The following is a 17,819-nucleotide window of genomic DNA, read 5'->3' on the forward strand; positions in this document are numbered from 1 at the left end:
GAACACAGCGTTAATTGTCCCAGGCCTGCGCCGTACCCCGGCGATGGCAGTGGAATCCAGCCACGAACTCAGCGTGGGTAAACCGTGAGCGTTTCTCTAAGCCGTCTCGAGCGCCAGCTCGGTTACACCTTCAAGGATCAGGAGCTGATGCTGCTGGCCCTCACGCACCGCAGCTTTGCCGGGCGTAACAACGAACGCCTGGAATTCCTCGGCGATGCCATCCTCAACTTCGTCGCCGGCGAGGCGCTGTTCGATCGCTTCCCGCTGGCCCGCGAAGGCCAGTTGTCGCGTTTGCGCGCACGCCTGGTGAAGGGTGAGACACTGGCCGTGCTGGCCCGTGGTTTCGACTTGGGCGACTACCTGCGTCTGGGCTCGGGCGAACTGAAAAGCGGTGGCTTCCGTCGCGAATCGATTCTGGCCGATGCCCTCGAAGCGCTGATCGGTGCGATCTACCTCGATGCCGGCATGGACGTCGCTCGCGAGCGCGTACTGGCATGGCTGGCCGGTGAGTTCGAAGGCCTGACGCTGGTCGACACCAACAAGGATCCCAAGACCCGTCTGCAGGAACATCTGCAATCGCGCGGTTGCGAACTGCCACGCTACGAAGTGGTGGATATCCAAGGTGAGCCGCACTGCCGTACCTTCTTCGTCGAGTGCGAAGTGGTCTTATTGAATGAAAAAAGCCGAGGTCAGGGTGTGAGCCGTCGTATCGCCGAACAGGTAGCGGCCGCCGCAGCACTGATTGCCCTGGGCGTGGAGAATGGCAATGACTGATACAAACGCAACTCGCTGTGGCTACGTTGCCATCGTCGGCCGTCCCAACGTCGGCAAATCGACGTTGCTGAACCACATCCTCGGCCAGAAGCTCGCGATCACCTCGCGCAAGCCGCAGACCACCCGCCACAACATGCTCGGGATCAAGACCGAGGGTGACGTGCAGGCGATCTACGTCGACACCCCCGGCATGCACAAGGGTGGCGAAAAGGCCCTGAACCGCTACATGAACAAAACCGCTTCGGCGGCGTTGAAAGACGTCGACGTGGTGATCTTCGTGGTTGATCGCACCAAGTGGACCGAAGAGGACCAGATGGTGCTGGAGCGCGTGCAGTACGTGACCGGCCCGCTGATCGTCGCGCTGAACAAGACCGACCGCATCGAAGACAAGGCCGAGCTGATGCCGCACCTGTCGTGGTTGCAGGAACAGCTGCCGAACGCGCAGATCATCCCGATTTCCGCGCAGCACGGGCACAACCTCGACGCGCTGGAAAAGGTCATCGCCGATCACCTGCCGGAGAACGATCACTTCTTCCCGGAAGACCAGATCACCGACCGTAGCAGCCGTTTCCTCGCCGCCGAACTGGTGCGCGAGAAAATCATGCGTCAGATGGGCGCCGAGCTGCCGTACCAGATCACCGTCGAGATCGAAGAGTTCAAGCAGCAGGGCAAGACCCTGCACATCCACGCGCTGATCCTCGTCGAGCGTGACGGGCAGAAGAAGATCATCATTGGTGACAAGGGCGAGCGCATCAAACGCATCGGCACCGAAGCGCGCAAGGACATGGAGCTGCTGTTCGACTCCAAGATCATGCTCAACCTGTGGGTCAAGGTGAAGGGCGGCTGGTCCGACGACGAGCGTGCTTTGCGTTCGCTGGGTTACGGCGACCTGTAAATAGCGGTTTTCCGAAACACCGGAGAACCCCCTGTGGGAGCGGGCTTGCTCGCGAATGCGCAGTGTCAGTCGACCTATGCTTTGACTGATTCAGCGCTTTCGCGAGCAAGCCCGCTCCCACAGTAGTTTTGGGTTGTGAGTAAAACCGCGTTTCTTCATCGAGAACTCCATGTCGCAAACCCCACCTCCCGCCCAGCTCGCCTACGTCCTGCATTCGCGCGCCTACCGCGAAACCAGCGCGCTGGTCGACTTCCTCACGCCGCAAGGGCGGCTGCGGGCGGTGTTGCGCAGTGCGCGGGGCAAGGCCGGGACACTGGCGCGGCCATTCGTGCCGCTGGAAGTCGAGTTTCGTGGCAAGGGTGAATTGAAGAACGTCGGGCGCATGGAAAGTGCCGGCAATGCGACCTGGATGGTCGGCGAGGCGCTGTTCAGCGGCCTCTATCTCAACGAATTGTTGATCCGCCTGCTGCCCGCCGAAGACCCGCACCCGGCGGTGTTCGACCATTACGCTGCAACACTGCTGGCCCTGGCCGAAGGTCGCCCGCTGGAGCCACTACTGCGTTCTTTCGAATGGCGCCTGTTGGACGATCTCGGTTACGGCTTCTCCCTGAATACCGATATCCACAGCGAACCGGTCGCGCCGGACGGTCTGTATCGTCTGCAAGTGGACGCCGGACTTGAGCGGGTGTTTCTGTTGCAGCCGGGCCTGTTCAACGGCACCGAGCTGCTGGCCATGGCCGAAGCCGACTGGACCGCGCCCGGCGCACTGTCGGCGGCCAAGCGCCTGATGCGTCAGGCACTGGCCGTGCACTTGGGCGGTCGCCCCCTCGTCAGCCGCGAGCTATTTCGCAAGCCCTGATATGCTGTGCGCCGAATCTTTCCCTTCAGGAGCGCATCCGTGACCACCAGCAATCGCATTCTTCTTGGCGTGAACATCGACCACGTTGCCACCCTGCGTCAGGCCCGTGGCACACGCTACCCGGATCCGGTCAAGGCAGCGCTGGACGCGGAAGAGGCGGGCGCCGACGGCATCACCGTGCACTTGCGTGAAGACCGCCGGCACATTCAGGAGCGCGACGTGCTGCTGCTCAAGGATGTGCTGCAGACCCGCATGAATTTCGAAATGGGCGTCACCGAAGAAATGATGGCGTTCGCCGAACGCATCCGTCCGGCGCACATCTGCCTCGTCCCGGAAACCCGTCAGGAACTGACCACTGAAGGCGGTCTGGATGTAGCGGGGCAGGAAGAACGCATCAGGGCAGCGGTCGAGCGCCTGTCGAAGATCGGCAGCGAGGTGTCGCTGTTCATCGATGCTGACGAACGTCAGATCGCTGCGTCGAAGCGCGTTGGTGCGCCGGCCATCGAACTGCATACCGGGCGTTACGCCGATGCCGAAACCCCGACTGAAGTTGCTGAAGAATTGAAGCGTGTGGCCGACGGCGTAGCGTTTGGTCTGGCGCAGGGCCTGATCGTCAACGCCGGGCATGGCCTGCATTATCACAACGTCGAAGCCGTGGCGGCGATCAAAGGCATCAACGAATTGAACATCGGCCATGCGCTGGTGGCGCATGCGTTGTTCGTGGGCTTCAAGTCGGCAGTGTCCGAGATGAAAGCGCTGATTCTGGCTGCCGCCAAGCCCTAAGCAACACCCCAGAACCCAATGTGGGAGCGGGCTTGCTCGCGAAGGCGGTGTATCAGTCAAAGAATATGTCGACTGACACACCGCCTTCGCGAGCAAGCCCGCTCCCACATTGGATTTATGCTGTTGGTTAGAGCGGGGCAGGCTCTTGAGCCGGTTTTGACTTGTCGATACCGGGCACATGCAGATTGCCCTCGGCCACCTGATCGCCTTCAAGCTGCGGTTGGGTCACCCAGGTCAGGATGTCGTAGTAGCGACGGATGTTCGCCACGAAATGCACCGGCTCGCCGCCCCGGGCGTAGCCGTAGCGGGTCTTGCTGTACCACTGTTTCTGCGACAGGCGCGGCAGCATCTTCTTCACGTCCAGCCACTTGTCCGGGTTCAGGCCTTCGCGGGACGCCAGTTTGCGTGCGTCATCGAGGTGACCGCTGCCGACGTTGTACGCCGCCAGGGCAAACCAGGTGCGATCCGGCTCCTGAATCGATTCGTCGAGCTGATCCTTCATGTAGGCCAGGTACTTGGCGCCGCCCATGATGCTTTGCTTGGGATCGAGACGGTTCGACACGCCCATCGCCTGAGCGGTGTTCTGGGTCAGCATCATCAAACCGCGCACGCCGGTTTTCGAAGTGACTGCCGGTTGCCACAGCGATTCCTGATAACCGATGGCCGCCAGCAGGCGCCAGTCGACTTTCTCTTTCTTGGCGTAGGTTTTGAAGTGCTGTTCGTATTTGGGCAGGCGCTGCTGCAAGTGCTGGGCGAAGGTGGTGGCGCCCATGTAGCCGAGGACATCGACATGGCCGTAATAGCGGTCTTTCAGGCGCTGCAGGGTGCCGTTCTTCTGCACCTTGTCGAGGTAGGCGTTGATCTCGTTGAGCAGGCTGTTGTCTTCGCCGGCGGCCACCGCCCAACTCTGGCTGCGCGCATCGCCGAGGTCGAAGGCCACGCGGATGTTGGTGAAGTACACCTGGTTCATCGCCACTTCGTTGGAGTCGACCAGCGTCAGGTCGATCTGGCCTTCATCGACCATGCGCAACAGGTCGACCACTTCAACGGCGTCGGATTCTTCGTATTCGATGCCCGGAAATTTCTTTTTCAGCTCCGCCAGTTGTTCGGCGTGGGTGCTGCCCTTGAGCACCATGATTTTCTTGCCGACCAGATCACCCGGGTCGGTAGGGCGCGACTGGCCGTTGCGATAGATGATCTGCGGAGTGACTTCGAGGTAGGAGTGGGAGAACCGCACCTGCTTCTTGCGATCCTCGCTGCTGACCAGACCTGCCGCCGCCAGCACCGGGCCGTTCGGCTTGCCGATCTGGTTGAACAGGTCATCAAGGTTGTCGGCGGTCTCGATCTTCAGTTCAACCCCCAAATCGTCGGCGAAGCGCTTCACCAGCTCGTATTCGAAGCCGGTTTCACCGCTGCGATCCTGAAAGTAGGTGGCGGGGCTGTTACGGGTAATCACCCGCAGCACACCATCCTCCTTTACGCGCTCGAGTGTGTTGGGTTTATCAACACAGCCACCGAGCATCAGGAAGAGTCCGGTTGCGATCAGCCATTTGGCGTACCGCGGACGCAAAGCCGTTGGGAAAAACATCTGCGCAGTATACGCAAACGGCTGCGGGCGCCATATCTCGACAGTGAGCGGCTTGTCTGCTAGAGATCACAAAACCGCACGAAACCCCGCAGGAATGGGGCTGAACGGCATTTTGTGACAGGAAAAATAAGCGCGGCTCGTGCACCCTCGGAATTTGACTTCAAAGGCAGAAACACAGATTGATATCCGAGTGCAACCGTGCGTAGCGTTTCGGGTGATGTTGAGGGCGGTTTAGGCTAGAATGCACGGCCTCAAAGCACACCCCTTCCCGAGGCTGTCCCGAAGATGTTGATCCTGCGCGGCGCTCCTGCCCTTTCTGCCTTTCGCCACAGCAAACTCCTTGAGCAACTGAGCCAGAAGGTTCCAGCTGTCAGTGGCCTGTATGCTGAATTCGCTCACTTCGCCGAAGTCACCGGCGTCCTGACCGGCGACGAACAGCAGGTGCTTGCGCGCCTTCTGAAGTACGGCCCAAGCGTTCCGGTACAAGAGCCGACCGGTCGTCTGTTTCTGGTGTTGCCGCGTTTCGGCACCATCTCGCCATGGTCGAGCAAGGCCAGCGACATCGCCCGCAACTGCGGCCTGAGCAAGATCCAGCGCCTGGAGCGCGGCATCGCGTTCTACGTGGCCGGCCAGTTCAGCGACGCCGAAGCCCAGCAAATCGCCGACGTGCTGCATGACCGCATGACCCAGATCGTTCTGGGCAATCTGGAACAGGCCGCCGGTCTGTTCAGCCACGCCGAGCCGAAGCCGCTGACCGCGATCGACATTCTTGGTGGCGGCCGCGCCGCGCTGGAAAAGGCCAACACCGAGCTGGGCCTGGCCCTGGCCGAAGACGAGATCGATTACCTGGTCAACGCCTTCAACGGTCTCAAGCGCAACCCGCACGACATCGAACTGATGATGTTCGCCCAGGCCAACTCCGAGCACTGCCGCCACAAGATCTTCAACGCCAGTTGGGATATTGACGGCGAGAGCCAGGAAAAAAGCCTGTTCGGCATGATCAAGAACACCTATCAGATGCACAACGAAGGCGTGCTGTCCGCTTATAAGGACAACGCTTCGGTGATCGTCGGCAACGTCGCCGGCCGCTTCTTCCCGGATCCGGAAACCCGCCAGTACGGCGCGGTGCAGGAGCCGGTGCACATTCTGATGAAGGTCGAGACCCACAACCACCCGACCGCGATTGCCCCGTTCCCGGGCGCGTCCACTGGTTCCGGTGGCGAGATCCGCGACGAAGGTGCAACCGGTCGTGGCGCCAAACCGAAGGCTGGTCTGACCGGTTTCACCGTATCCAACCTGCAGATCCCGGGCTTCGAACAGCCGTGGGAAGTGCCGTACGGCAAGCCTGAGCGCATCGTTACTGCGCTGGACATCATGATCGAAGGCCCGCTGGGCGGCGCCGCATTCAACAACGAATTCGGTCGTCCGGCCCTGACCGGCTACTTCCGTACCTTCGAACAGTCGATCACTACTCCGCACGGTGACGAAGTTCGTGGTTACCACAAGCCGATCATGCTCGCGGGTGGCATGGGCAATATCCGTGAAGAACACGTCAAGAAAGGCGAAATCGTCGTTGGCTCCAAGCTGATCGTGCTCGGCGGCCCGGCGATGCTGATCGGTCTGGGCGGCGGCGCCGCGTCCTCGATGGCCACCGGCACCAGCTCGGCGGATCTCGACTTCGCTTCCGTACAGCGTGAAAACCCTGAGATGGAGCGTCGCTGCCAGGAAGTCATCGACCGTTGCTGGCAACTGGGCGACAAGAACCCGATCAGCTTCATCCACGACGTGGGTGCGGGCGGTCTGTCCAACGCCTTCCCGGAACTGGTCAACGACGGCGACCGTGGTGGCCGTTTCGAACTGCGCAACATTCCAAACGACGAGCCGGGCATGGCCCCGCACGAAATCTGGTCCAACGAATCCCAGGAGCGTTACGTTCTGGCGGTCGGCCCGGCCGACTTCGAGCGCTTCAAGGCGATCTGCGAACGTGAGCGCTGCCCGTTCGCCGTGGTCGGCGAAGCCACTGCCGAGCCGCAACTGACCGTGACCGACAGCCACTTCGGCAACAACCCGGTGGACATGCCACTGGAAGTGTTGCTGGGCAAGGCGCCGCGCATGCACCGTTCGGTGGTTCGCGAAGCCGAGCTGGGCGATGACTTCGATCCGTCGAACCTCGACATCAGCGAATCCATCGAGCGCGTCCTGCATCACCCGGCCGTGGCGAGCAAAAGCTTCCTGATCACCATCGGCGACCGCACCATCACCGGCCTCGTGGCCCGTGACCAGATGGTTGGCCCATGGCAGGTTCCGGTGGCCGACGTCGCAGTTACCGCCACCAGCTTCGACGTCTACACCGGTGAAGCGATGGCGATGGGCGAGCGGACTCCGCTGGCGTTGCTGGACGCTCCGGCGTCGGGCCGCATGGCCATCGGCGAAACCCTGACCAACATTGCCGCTTCGCGCATCAACAAGATCTCCGACATCAAACTGTCGGCGAACTGGATGTCCGCTGCCGGCCACCCGGGCGAAGACGCGCGTCTGTACGACACCGTGAAAGCGGTGGGCATGGAACTGTGCCCTGAACTGGGCATCACCATTCCGGTCGGCAAGGACTCGATGTCCATGGCCACCCGCTGGAACGACAACGGCGAAGAAAAAACCGTGACCTCGCCGATGTCGCTGATCGTGACCGGTTTCGCCCCAGTGGCTGACATCCGTCAGACCCTGACCCCGGAACTGCGCATGGACAAGGGCACCACCGACCTGATCCTGATCGACCTCGGTCGCGGTCAGAACCGTATGGGTGCCTCGATCCTTGCTCAGGTGCACGGCAAGCTCGGCAAGCAGGCGCCGGACGTCGATGACGCCGAAGACCTGAAAGCCTTCTTCGCGGTGATCCAGGGCCTCAACGCCGACGGTCACCTGCTGGCTTACCACGACCGTTCCGACGGTGGTCTGCTGACCTCCGTGGTGGAAATGGCGTTCGCCGGCCACTGCGGTCTGAGCCTGAACCTGGACAGCGTTGCCGAAAACTCGGCAGAAATCGCCGCGATCCTGTTCAACGAAGAACTGGGTGCGGTGATCCAGGTTCGTCAGGACGCCACTCCGGACATCCTCGCGCAGTTCAGCGCGGCCGGCCTGGGTGACTGCGTGTCGGTGATCGGTCAGCCGATCAACAATGGCCAGATCAACATCACCTTCAACGGTGACACGGTGTTCGAAGGCCAGCGTCGCCTGCTGCAACGTCAGTGGGCCGAGACCAGCTACCAGATCCAGCGTCTGCGCGACAACGCCGACTGCGCCGAGCAAGAGTTCGACGCGCTGCTGGAAGAAGACAACCCGGGCCTGAGCGTCAAGCTGAGCTTCGATGTCAACCAGGACATCGCCGCGCCTTACATCAAGAAAGGCATCCGCCCACAGGTTGCCGTGCTGCGTGAGCAAGGCGTCAACGGTCAGGTGGAAATGGCCGCTGCCTTCGACCGTGCCGGTTTCAACGCGATCGACGTGCACATGAGCGATATTCTTGCCGGCCGCGTCGACCTGAACGAGTTCAAAGGCCTGGTGGCCTGCGGTGGCTTCTCCTACGGCGACGTACTCGGCGCCGGTGAAGGCTGGGCCAAGTCGGCGCTGTTCAACAGCCGTGCCCGCGATGCGTTCCAGGGCTTCTTCGAGCGTAACGACAGCTTCACCCTCGGCGTGTGCAACGGTTGCCAGATGATGTCCAACCTGCACGAGCTGATCCCGGGCAGCGAGTTCTGGCCGCACTTCGTGCGCAACCGCTCCGAGCAGTTCGAAGCGCGCGTGGCGATGGTGCAGATCCAGGAATCGAACTCGATCTTCCTGCAGGGCATGGCCGGTTCGCGTATGCCGATCGCCATCGCTCACGGTGAAGGCCATGCCGAGTTCTCCAGCGAAGAAGCGCTGCTGGAAGCCGATCTGTCGGGTTGCGTGGCGATGCGTTTCGTCGACAACCACGGCAAGGTCACCGAAGCCTACCCGGCCAACCCGAACGGTTCGCCGCGCGGGATTACCGGTCTCACCAGCCGCGACGGTCGTGTGACGATCATGATGCCGCACCCGGAGCGGGTGTTCCGCGCGGTGCAGAACTCGTGGCGTTCGGAAGACTGGACCGAGGATGCTCCTTGGATGCGCATGTTCCGTAATGCTCGCGTCTGGGTGAACTGAGGCCTGTGTACAAGCTCGGGTTTTTTGTTCCTGACAGTCATGTCGAGGTGGTCAAGGACGCTGTATTCGCTGCCGGTGGTGGGCGGATCGGGGACTATGACCACTGTGCTTGGCAGGTGCTTGGGTCTGGTCAGTTTCGGCCTTTGGACGGCAGTCAGCCGTTCATTGGTGAGGCGGGGCAGGTTGAGCGGGTCGAGGAATGGAAGGTTGAGCTTGTCGTTTGTGACGAGTTGATTCGTGATGTGGTGGCGGCTTTGAAGTTGAGTCACCCGTACGAGACGCCGGCTTATGAAGTGTGGCGGTTGGAGGATTTCTGATCTTCCTTCCGCTGGAACGGGAAACCTGCAGATGAGTGATTGTCTGCGGGTTTTTTGTTGGCTGCGATTTGCTTTTCTGTAGGAGTGAGCCTGCTCGCGATGGCGCCCTGACAGGCGACCATGCTCTGTCTGATTGAGTGAATATCCGTTTCTGCGGGTGCTGCGGCTGGCGGTTTCGCTCTTACAGCGAGTCACTTTTGACAAACGCCTCAAAAGTAACCAAAAAGTCTTGCTCCTACGTTCGGCCCGCTCGCTGAGGCTCGGGGTCCCTTCGCTCCGGGATTGATCCGGGCGCAGCGCCTCCGGTTTGCTTCGCTGCACCTCCTCTCGCTGTGTTTGGCTGCGCCAAACGGTCGCTGCGCTCCCACCCCCGGATCAATCCCTCCACTCAGCCTTCCGACGTCGCCCGTGGATCAAGATCAAGAGCTGCAGCCGAGCTTGCGCTCATCCTGTTGAGTGGTGAGGAGCACGGGTATTCGGCTTTGGGTTTGCGGTGCTCTCGCCCCTCATCGGAACGCCGCCCGCCCAGCCCTCTCCCGAGGGAGAGGGAGCCGATTTTTGGGCTTTTGAAAGTCTGAGTTCGACTCGGTATCGCATGTCGGCGTAGTTCTCCCAAACACCTCGGTCAGTCCCCTCTCCCTCTGGGAGAGGGTTAGGGTGAGGGTTGGCTTTTGGCTGTTTAAATCTGTGTCAAATAACCAGAACCTTCCCACAAGGTTTTCAGGTTGTCCCTCGGACGCCCGGTCTCTAGGCTTTGTCTGTCGCTGCCAATTCAGCGACCGGGCGTGAGATCCCCGGAATGCTTGCAACTAGCGCCAACACCACGATAATTGGCGCCAGCTCAATCTGCTGCCTGCTTTATGGCGGCTGTGTGCGGGCAGACTTCGGTCTGGCCGGTTGCCTGCTCCGGTGGATCTCACCCTGCACATAGCTGCCACCTCTTTGCCGCGTGAGATCCGGCGAACGATGGCATCTTCACACGCCGTAGCAGGAGTTGAATTTTGGACAAACTGATCCCCGATCCACCCCACAAAACCACACCACCACCCGTTGACGCCATCCGGGTTGAAGGCCTGACGAAAGACCGTGAAGCCATCAAGCGCGCTGTCGATTTCTACTTCACCCCGCAACCCGCTGAGGCGCATCAGCCCAGCACGATGTTCCTGGTCAACCCCAACGTCGACCCCGAAACCCTGCTGGCCCACGCCTACGAATCGTTGGCCTGCGCCAGTGCCATGGCGAGCAACTTCGCCAACGAACTCAGCGGCCTGCAACGCAGCACCGCATTGGCGATCCAGCAAATCATCATGCTCGCCGAACTGGCGGTAAACCGCGCGCTGGATCGAGTCGATCCGCAAACCTGATTCATCGGATGATCATCGCAAACCGACTCGTCCCGTCGCGGATCTCATTTCCTTTTAGGGAGTTCAGACCTCACGTGGTAGCGAGCCGTCGGCGATCGAGTTTTGGATTCAATGCCCAGGTTCGTCTTGATGATGACCAATCATCGGAAACCACCGCTTACCTGTAATTTCTGACAGTGGTGCGATTCGGCAAACTTCTGTCTGATGAGACTTCCATCCACAGCAGGTAAGAAGGATTTTGCTATGTCTACTGAAAAAAACACTGTGCCGGTAATTACCTCCATGAAAGACAGCCAAGGCGAGGAGATTCCAAACAGCGGTACCACCTCCTCCACTGTTGTGCAGTCGAGCGGCTTGGCGTCTGCTGGCGATGAACTCCAGATTTTCGACGGTGCTACTTTGAAGGGGCGAGTTGTCGCTGACGCTGCAGGCACTTGGCACTTTATCTTGACGGCTTTGTCATTGGGGGTTCATTCGATCACGGCCAGAGGACGGGTCCTTCACTCCCAAGCACGTACGTTCACCGTCAAAGCCTAGTAAACACTGGATAAAAAGCCGCTGAGCTCCACAGCCCAGCGGCTTTCCGTTTATCAGTGAGGCTTTGAGTTTCGCTGTGGGTTATACCTTGGCGCTGACCTCACTCCGTTTAACCAACGCCTCAATCGCCCCACTCAAACTCGCCGCTTTCTCGCCAATCAACAAATGCCAGACCCCACCCTCCAGCGGGCTGACACCCTGGCAACCCAGCTCTTTCAACTGAGCCTCGGACAACGCTTTACCATCGACCAGTTGCAGGCGAATGCGGGTCAGGGCGATGCAGTCCAGTTGCAGCACATTCTCGCTACCGCCCAACGCCGTCAGCCATTGTTGGGCTTCCGGTGCAGCGACCATTGCAGCTTTCGGTTCCTCGACCACCACCGCAGGCGCAGCCACCAACGCACGCCCCAGCGTCGGCATGGCGAGGCGGATCTCGTCGGCGATGCTGTCGGCCAATGGCCCGACCACCACCTGCAAGCTGCCGCCCTTGCCCGGGCGTACCACGGCCATCGCACCCAGAGCCTTCAAGTCAGCGTCGGAAGCCTTGTTGCGATCGACCATTTCCAGGCGCAACCGGGTAGTGCAGGCACCGACGGTGACCAGATTCTCCGCACCACCGAGTGCCTTGATGTAAGCCGCAGCGCGCTCGTTCTCGGTGAGAACAGCCTTGTCAGCCGCCGCAATATCCTCACGCCCCGGCGTTTTCAAATTGAAACGACGAATACAGAAATCAAACACCGCGTAATACACCACGGCGTACGCCAGTCCGACCGGGATCACCAGCCAGCCATTGGTCGAGCGCCCCCAACCCAGCACCATGTCGATGAAGCCGCCGGAGAAGGTAAAACCGAGGTGGATGTTCAGCGCATTGGTGATCGCCATCGACAACCCGGTCAGCAGCGCATGCAGCAGATACAACAACGGCGCCAAAAACATGAAGGCGAATTCAATCGGTTCAGTCACCCCGGTCAAAAACGACGTCAGCGCCATCGACAGGAAAATCCCGCCCATGACCTTACGGCGCTCCGGCAACGCGTTGCGGTACATCGCCAGGCACGCAGCAGGCAGGCCGAAGATCATCATCGGGAACATGCCGGTCATGAACTGGCCGCCCTTTGGATCGCCAGCGAAGTAGCGTGACAGGTCTCCGGTGACCAGTGCGCCAGTGGTCGGGTCAGTGAAGTTGCCGAACACGAACCACGCCATGTTGTTGAGGATGTGGTGCAGGCCGGTGACGATGAGCAAGCGGTTGAACACGCCGAAGACGAAGGCGCCGAAGCTGCCGCTTTCCATCATCAAGGCGCCGAAGCTGTTGATGCCGTGCTGGATCGGCGGCCAGATGTAGCCGAACACCACGCCCAGCGCGACGGCGGCGAACCCGGTGACGATCGGCACGAAGCGCCGGCCGCCGAAGAATGCCAGGTACTCCGGCAGCTTGATGTCCTTGAAGCGGTTGTACAGCGCGCCGGCCATCAGGCCGCTGACGATCCCGGCGAGCATGCCCATGTTGATGCTCGGGTCGAGCACCTTGAGCGTGGAGATCATCACCAGGTAACCGATCACCCCGGCGAGGCCTGCGGTGCCGTTGTTGTCCTTGGCGAAACCGACAGCGATGCCGATGGCGAAGATCATGGCCAGGTTGGCGAAGATCACTTGCCCGGCATCGTGGATGATCGCGATGTTCAGCAGGTCGGTGTCACCCAGACGCAGCAGCAGGCCGGCAATCGGCAGGATCGCGATTGGCAGCATCAGCGCACGGCCGAGGCGTTGCAGGCCTTCGATGAAGAGTTGGTACATGGTGGTTCTCCCTGCTCTTTATAGAGAGCTTGTTGTTAGTGCAGAGGCCAATGCTGGTGGCAGGCGTGACGTACCGCAGCGGCGCTGTTGAGTTTCAACAGGTCGCGGCTGAGGCGTTGGCATTCGGCCTCGTGCAACTGGCGCACGCGATCCTTGATTTCACCGATCTGCACCGGGCTTACCGACAGTTCGGTCACACCGAGGCCGATCAGCACCGGCGTCGCCAGTGGGTCGGAGGCGAGAGCACCGCACACGCCAACCCAGCGTTTGTGTACCGCCGCGCCTGCGCAGGTCATGGCGATCAGTCGCAACAGCGCCGGGTGAAGGGCATCGACCCGGGCGGCCAAACCTGCGTGGTCGCGGTCCATGGCCAAGGTGTATTGCGACAGGTCATTGGTGCCGATCGACAGGAAGTCGGCGTGCTCGGCCAGTTGTTCGGCTTGCAGCGCGGCGGCGGGGACTTCGATCATCACGCCGATTTCCGGGCGCTGATTGATGCCCAACTCCAGGCACAGCGCATCGACCCGTTGGCGGATGTGCAGCAGTTCGTCGACTTCGGTGACCATCGGCAACAGGATCCGGCAACGGCGCATCGGGCTGACTTGCAGCAGTGCGCGCAGTTGCTGATCGAGGATTTCCGGACGGGCCTGGGCCAGACGAATGCCACGCAAGCCCAAGACCGGGTTGGCTTCGGCGGGCAACGGCAGGTAGTCGAGTTGCTTGTCGCCACCGACGTCGATGGTGCGGATGATCACCGAGTGCTCGCCCATGGCATCGAGCACGGCTTGATAGGCGGCACGCTGCTCTTCGATGTCCGGCGCGGTCTGCCGGTCGACGAACAGAAACTCGGTGCGCAGCAGGCCGACGCCATCGGCGCCATTGGCAAATGCGTCTGCCGCTTCATGGCTGGAGGCGACATTGGCGACCACTTCGATCGCCACGCCATTGCGGGTTTCGGCGGGCAGATGCGCCTTGGCTTGTTGCGCATCGCGGCGTTGCTGACGCTCGATTTGCACCTGTTGTACTTCGGCCAGGCGTTCGGTGTTCGGCGTGAGTTCGAGGCGGTCGCCGTCAGCATCCAGCACCACCGACTGACCTTGCGGTAGATCGAGCAGCGCTGAGCCCAACGCCACCAGGCACGGCAGACCTTTGCCGCGCGCCAGAATCGCCACGTGCGACGTCGCGCCGCCCTCGGCCATGCACAACCCGGCGACACCTTGCGCGCTGAGTTGCAGCAGATCCGACGGCGTCAGTTCATGCGCAGCGACGATAGCGCCGGCCGGCACGTCGTAATGCCAGGCTTCACCGAGCAGGGCGCGCAGGACGCGTTGCTTGAGGTCGCGCAGGTCGTTGGCGCGTTCGGCCAGCAGCGCACTGCCGGTGTGTTGCAGCACTTCGCACTGCACGTCGATCGACTGGCTCCAGGCGTGGGTCGCCGCTGTGCCTTGGTCGATAGCATGCTGCGCGGCGTCGAGCAGGGCCGGGTCTTCGAGCAGTGCCAGATGCGCGGCGAAGATCGCTTCTTCGTCGGTGCTTTTGTGCTTTTTCGCTTGGGCGAGGGTAGCGTTGATTTCGCCGCGAACCTGATTCAGCGCGGCTTCAAGTTTCTGCAGTTGCTCAAGCGGAGCATGATTGCCCGCATCTGCCGGCATGCTGATCGCGTTCAGGCGAAACAGCGGCCCGCCGACCAGTCCCGGCGCGGCGCACACACCCTGCAGCACGCCAGCTTCGGCCGGGCGCTTGCGCGGTGCGGCGCTGACCGGTGCAGCGGCGTGATGATCGTCGGGCAGGGCAGTCGCCAACGCATTGAGCAGGGCTTGCAGCGCGGCTTCGGCGTCCGGCCCCTGACAGCTGACGTGCACTTCATCCTGCTCGCCGATGGCCAGTCCCATCAAGCCGATCAGGCTGTTGCACGGCGCCGATTTGCCGGCGAAGTGCAGCTGCGACTGGCTCTTGAAACCTTGTGCGGTCTGGCGAATCAGCGCGGCGGGGCGCGCATGCAAGCCGCCGCGATGCGCCACCAGCACCTGACCCTGAACCTCTGGCCCGCCAACCGCTTCGGCAGTCGCCGCAGAGCTGCTGCGGGCAATAATGTGCAGCAACGGCTCGCCGACCTTCACCGCTCTGAGCGTGATCGGGCGCACCTGGAAGTCCTGGCTGTTGGTCAGGATCAGCAGGCTGACCAGGCTTTTGCACTGCTGGCCGACCTTGTCCAGGTCGTAGCGCAACAACGGCTGGCCGTTGCTGACCCGCGTACCTTCCTTGACCAGCATCGAGAAGCCTTCGCCGTTCAGTTCAACGGTGTCCAGGCCCAGATGTAGGAGGATTTCTGCGCCGTTGTCGGCACGCACGGTCAGTGCGTGGCCGGTGCGGGCGACGTGGATGATCTCCCCGGCGCAGGGCGAATACAGGGTGTCGTTCAGCGGATCAATGGCGATACCGTCGCCCATCGCGCCGCTGGCGAACACCGCGTCCGGGACTTTGGCGAGCGTGAGCACCGGGCCGCTGAGCGGGGCGCTGAGGGTCAGCTCTTTATTGTTGTTGTGCATGGCTCGGTCTCATCAGGTGTGCAGTCATTCGGGCTTAGTGCGTACGGGTCACTTTGCTCAGGTGGCGCGGCTGATCCGGGTCCATGCCACGGGCCACGGCGAGACCTGCGGCCATCACGTAGAAGCTCTGGATCGCCAGAATCGGGTCGAGGGCCGGGTGTTCGGCGCGGCTCAGGGTCAGGTCGCGTTCGAGGATGTCGTCCGGCGCTGCCAGCAGCACACGGGCGCCGCGTTGCCGCATCTCTGCCGCAAGGCTGATCAGACCGGCCTGTTCGGCACCGCGCGGGGCGAACACCAGCAACGGGTAATGCTCGTCGATCAGCGCCATCGGGCCGTGACGGACTTCGGCACTGCTGAAGGCTTCGGCCTGGATCGCCGAGGTTTCCTTGAATTTCAGCGCGGCCTCTTGGGCGATGGCAAAACCGGCACCACGGCCGATGACCATCAGGCGTTCGCAACCACGCAAGGCGTCGATGGCCGCGCTCCAGTCCTGCTGCGCCGCGTCGCGCAGGCCTTCGGGCAGGGCGTTGTGCGCTTCCAGCAGTTCGCGGTCTTCTTTCCAGTGCGCGATCAGGCGGGCGCTGGCGCTGAGGGTGGAGATGAAACTCTTGGTCGCGGCGACGCTGCTTTCGATACCGGCGAGCAACGGCAGGCTGAATTCACATGCGGCTTCCAACGGCGAGTCGGCAGCGTTGACCATCGACACACTGAGGGCGCCACGCTTGCGCAACAGACGCAGGCTGTTGACCAGGTCCGGGCTCTGCCCCGATTGCGAGAACGCGAACGCCACCTGACCGCTGACCTTCAGCGGCGCCTGCTGCATGGTCACCACCGACATCGGCAACGACGCCACCGGCACCCCCAGTTGCTGCATGGTCAGATAGGCGAAGTAGCTCGCCGCGTGGTCGGAGCTGCCGCGCGCGACGGTCATCGCCACTTGTGGCGGCTGACGGCGCAGGCGCCCGGCGATCTCGATCATCTGCGGGTCGAGCTGTTGCAATTGGGCTTGCACGGCCTCGAACGAGGACAGCGCCTCTTCAAGCATTTTTGAAGTCAATGTCTTCTCCTTCGACCATGACGGCGGTCAGTGTGAGTGAGCGATCCAGCCGCACGCAGTCGGCCCAGGCACCCGGTTCGAGGCGCCCGCGTTCGTTGATGCCGAGGTAGTCGGCGGGGAATTGCGAAAGACGTTGCGAGGCCTCGGCGATCGGCAATCCGATCTTCACCAGATTGCGCAGGGCCTGATCCATGGTCAGGGTGCTGCCGGCCAGCGTGCCGTCGGGCAGGCGCACGCCGCCCAGGCATTTGGTCACGGTGTGGCTGCCGAGCTTATATTCACCGTCGGGCATGCCGGCGGCCGCGGTCGAATCGGTGACGCAATACAGGCATGGGATCGAACGCAGGGCCACGCGGATCGCACCGGGATGCACGTGCAGCAAGTCCGGGATCAGTTCGGCGAATTTGGCGTGGGCCAGCGCGGCGCCGACGATCCCCGGTTCGCGGTGATGCAGCGGGCTCATGGCGTTGTACAAATGGGTGAAACTGGTCGCGCCAGCCTCCAGAGCGGCGACGCCTTCCTCGTAGCTGCCGAGGGTATGGCCGATCTGCATGCGGATGCCCCGGCTGCTCAGTTCACGAATCAATCCGTCGTGACCGGCGATTTCCGGGGCGATGGTGATTACCCGGATCGGCGCCAGCGCGAGGTATTCCTCGACCTCGGCCATCAACGCGGTGTGGGCGAAATTCGGTTGCGCGCCGAGTTTGCCGGGGTTGATGTACGGGCCTTCCAGATGCACACCGAGGACGCGGGCGGCGCCTTGCGGACGCTGTTCGCAGAACTCGCCGACCTCTTTCAGCACACTGGAGATCTCGGCACTCGGTGCGGTCATGGTGGTGGCCAGCAGCGAAGTGGTGCCGAAGCGCACGTGGGTGCGGGTGATGGTCTCGAAGGCACTGGCACCTTCCATGATGTCTTTGCCACCACCGCCATGGACGTGCAGGTCGATGAAACCCGGCAGCAGGTAGGGCAGATCATTGTCGGCCGGATCGCAGGTCACGCCTTCGATCGACACGACTTTGCCGTGTTCGTGGATCAGCCGGCCGCGAACCCAGCCGCTGGCGGTGAGGATGTTGTCTTCGGACATTTCGGTTCTCTCGTTTGGCCTGGCTGCTGA

General features: G+C 61.9%; 13 protein-coding genes. 8 read left to right on the forward strand and 5 right to left on the reverse strand.

Features of this window, described 5'->3' with window-relative positions; genetic code table 11:
• Positions 1-84: 84 nt before the first annotated feature.
• From rnc to pdxJ, 4 genes are all read left to right on the forward strand, one after another.
• Entirely contained in the window at positions 85-774 is a 690-nt protein-coding gene (gene rnc, locus E4T63_RS05140) for a ribonuclease III (protein WP_024011703.1), read from the forward strand.
• Positions 767-1,669 (forward strand): GTPase Era, encoded by a 903-nt coding sequence (gene era / locus E4T63_RS05145; protein ID WP_003221935.1) that lies wholly within the window; start codon positions 767-769, stop codon positions 1,667-1,669. Before rnc ends, era begins: the two co-directional genes overlap by 8 nt.
• 169 nt (positions 1,670-1,838) lie before the next feature.
• The gene (gene recO, locus E4T63_RS05155; protein ID WP_007965159.1) at positions 1,839-2,528 is read left to right on the forward strand and encodes a DNA repair protein RecO; all 690 of its coding nucleotides are present in this window, start codon (positions 1,839-1,841) and stop codon (positions 2,526-2,528) included.
• 39 nt (positions 2,529-2,567) lie between these two features.
• A complete protein-coding gene (gene pdxJ / locus E4T63_RS05160) occupies positions 2,568-3,311 on the forward strand; it encodes a pyridoxine 5'-phosphate synthase (protein WP_122595029.1) in 744 nt (247 codons plus the stop codon).
• Between the two features lie 127 nt (positions 3,312-3,438).
• Here pdxJ and mltF read toward each other — a convergent pair whose 3' ends face one another.
• On the reverse strand, positions 3,439-4,899 hold the full coding sequence (gene mltF / locus E4T63_RS05165; RefSeq protein ID WP_097086355.1) for a membrane-bound lytic murein transglycosylase MltF: 1,461 nt from the start codon (positions 4,897-4,899) through the stop codon (positions 3,439-3,441).
• A gap of 285 nt (positions 4,900-5,184) precedes the next feature.
• Between mltF and purL the strand changes: the two genes are divergently transcribed.
• The 4 genes from purL (at position 5,185) to E4T63_RS05185 (ending at position 11,299) form a co-directional block, all read left to right on the forward strand.
• Positions 5,185-9,081 carry a phosphoribosylformylglycinamidine synthase gene (purL, locus tag E4T63_RS05170; protein ID WP_135295015.1) on the forward strand — a complete coding sequence of 1,299 codons (3,897 nt, stop codon included), beginning with the start codon at positions 5,185-5,187 and terminating at the stop codon, positions 9,079-9,081.
• A 5-nt stretch (positions 9,082-9,086) separates the two neighbouring features.
• Complete coding sequence (locus tag E4T63_RS05175; protein ID WP_098967364.1) at positions 9,087-9,398, forward strand: Nif3-like dinuclear metal center hexameric protein; 312 nt, start codon at positions 9,087-9,089, stop codon at positions 9,396-9,398.
• Between the two features lie 1,001 nt (positions 9,399-10,399).
• Positions 10,400-10,762: a DUF6124 family protein gene (locus E4T63_RS05180; protein WP_135295016.1), complete on the forward strand. Its 363-nt coding sequence runs from the start codon at positions 10,400-10,402 to the stop codon at positions 10,760-10,762.
• A gap of 243 nt (positions 10,763-11,005) precedes the next feature.
• Positions 11,006-11,299, forward strand: coding sequence for a hypothetical protein (locus E4T63_RS05185; RefSeq protein WP_003221947.1), 294 nt, complete (start codon positions 11,006-11,008; stop codon positions 11,297-11,299).
• A gap of 81 nt (positions 11,300-11,380) precedes the next feature.
• Here the strand turns inward: E4T63_RS05185 and nagE are convergent, their stop codons facing one another.
• Genes nagE through nagA form a run of 4 tightly spaced genes read right to left on the reverse strand, consistent with a single transcriptional unit; the run spans position 11,381 to position 17,789 of the window.
• The gene (gene nagE / locus E4T63_RS05190; protein ID WP_135295017.1) at positions 11,381-13,096 is read right to left on the reverse strand and encodes an N-acetylglucosamine-specific PTS transporter subunit IIBC; all 1,716 of its coding nucleotides are present in this window, start codon (positions 13,094-13,096) and stop codon (positions 11,381-11,383) included.
• 35 nt (positions 13,097-13,131) lie between these two features.
• Positions 13,132-15,645, reverse strand: coding sequence for a phosphoenolpyruvate--protein phosphotransferase (ptsP, locus tag E4T63_RS05195; RefSeq protein ID WP_135295018.1), 2,514 nt, complete (start codon positions 15,643-15,645; stop codon positions 13,132-13,134).
• Between the two features lie 34 nt (positions 15,646-15,679).
• The gene (locus tag E4T63_RS05200) at positions 15,680-16,690 is read right to left on the reverse strand and encodes an SIS domain-containing protein (RefSeq protein ID WP_135296904.1); all 1,011 of its coding nucleotides are present in this window, start codon (positions 16,688-16,690) and stop codon (positions 15,680-15,682) included.
• Positions 16,683-17,789 carry an N-acetylglucosamine-6-phosphate deacetylase gene (gene nagA, locus E4T63_RS05205; protein WP_135295019.1) on the reverse strand — a complete coding sequence of 369 codons (1,107 nt, stop codon included), beginning with the start codon at positions 17,787-17,789 and terminating at the stop codon, positions 16,683-16,685. Before nagA ends, E4T63_RS05200 begins: the two co-directional genes overlap by 8 nt.
• Positions 17,790-17,819: the final 30 nt, after the last annotated feature.

Origin of the sequence: Pseudomonas fluorescens (assembly GCF_004683905.1) — a bacterium.
Classification (GTDB): domain Bacteria; phylum Pseudomonadota; class Gammaproteobacteria; order Pseudomonadales; family Pseudomonadaceae; genus Aquipseudomonas; species Aquipseudomonas putida_A.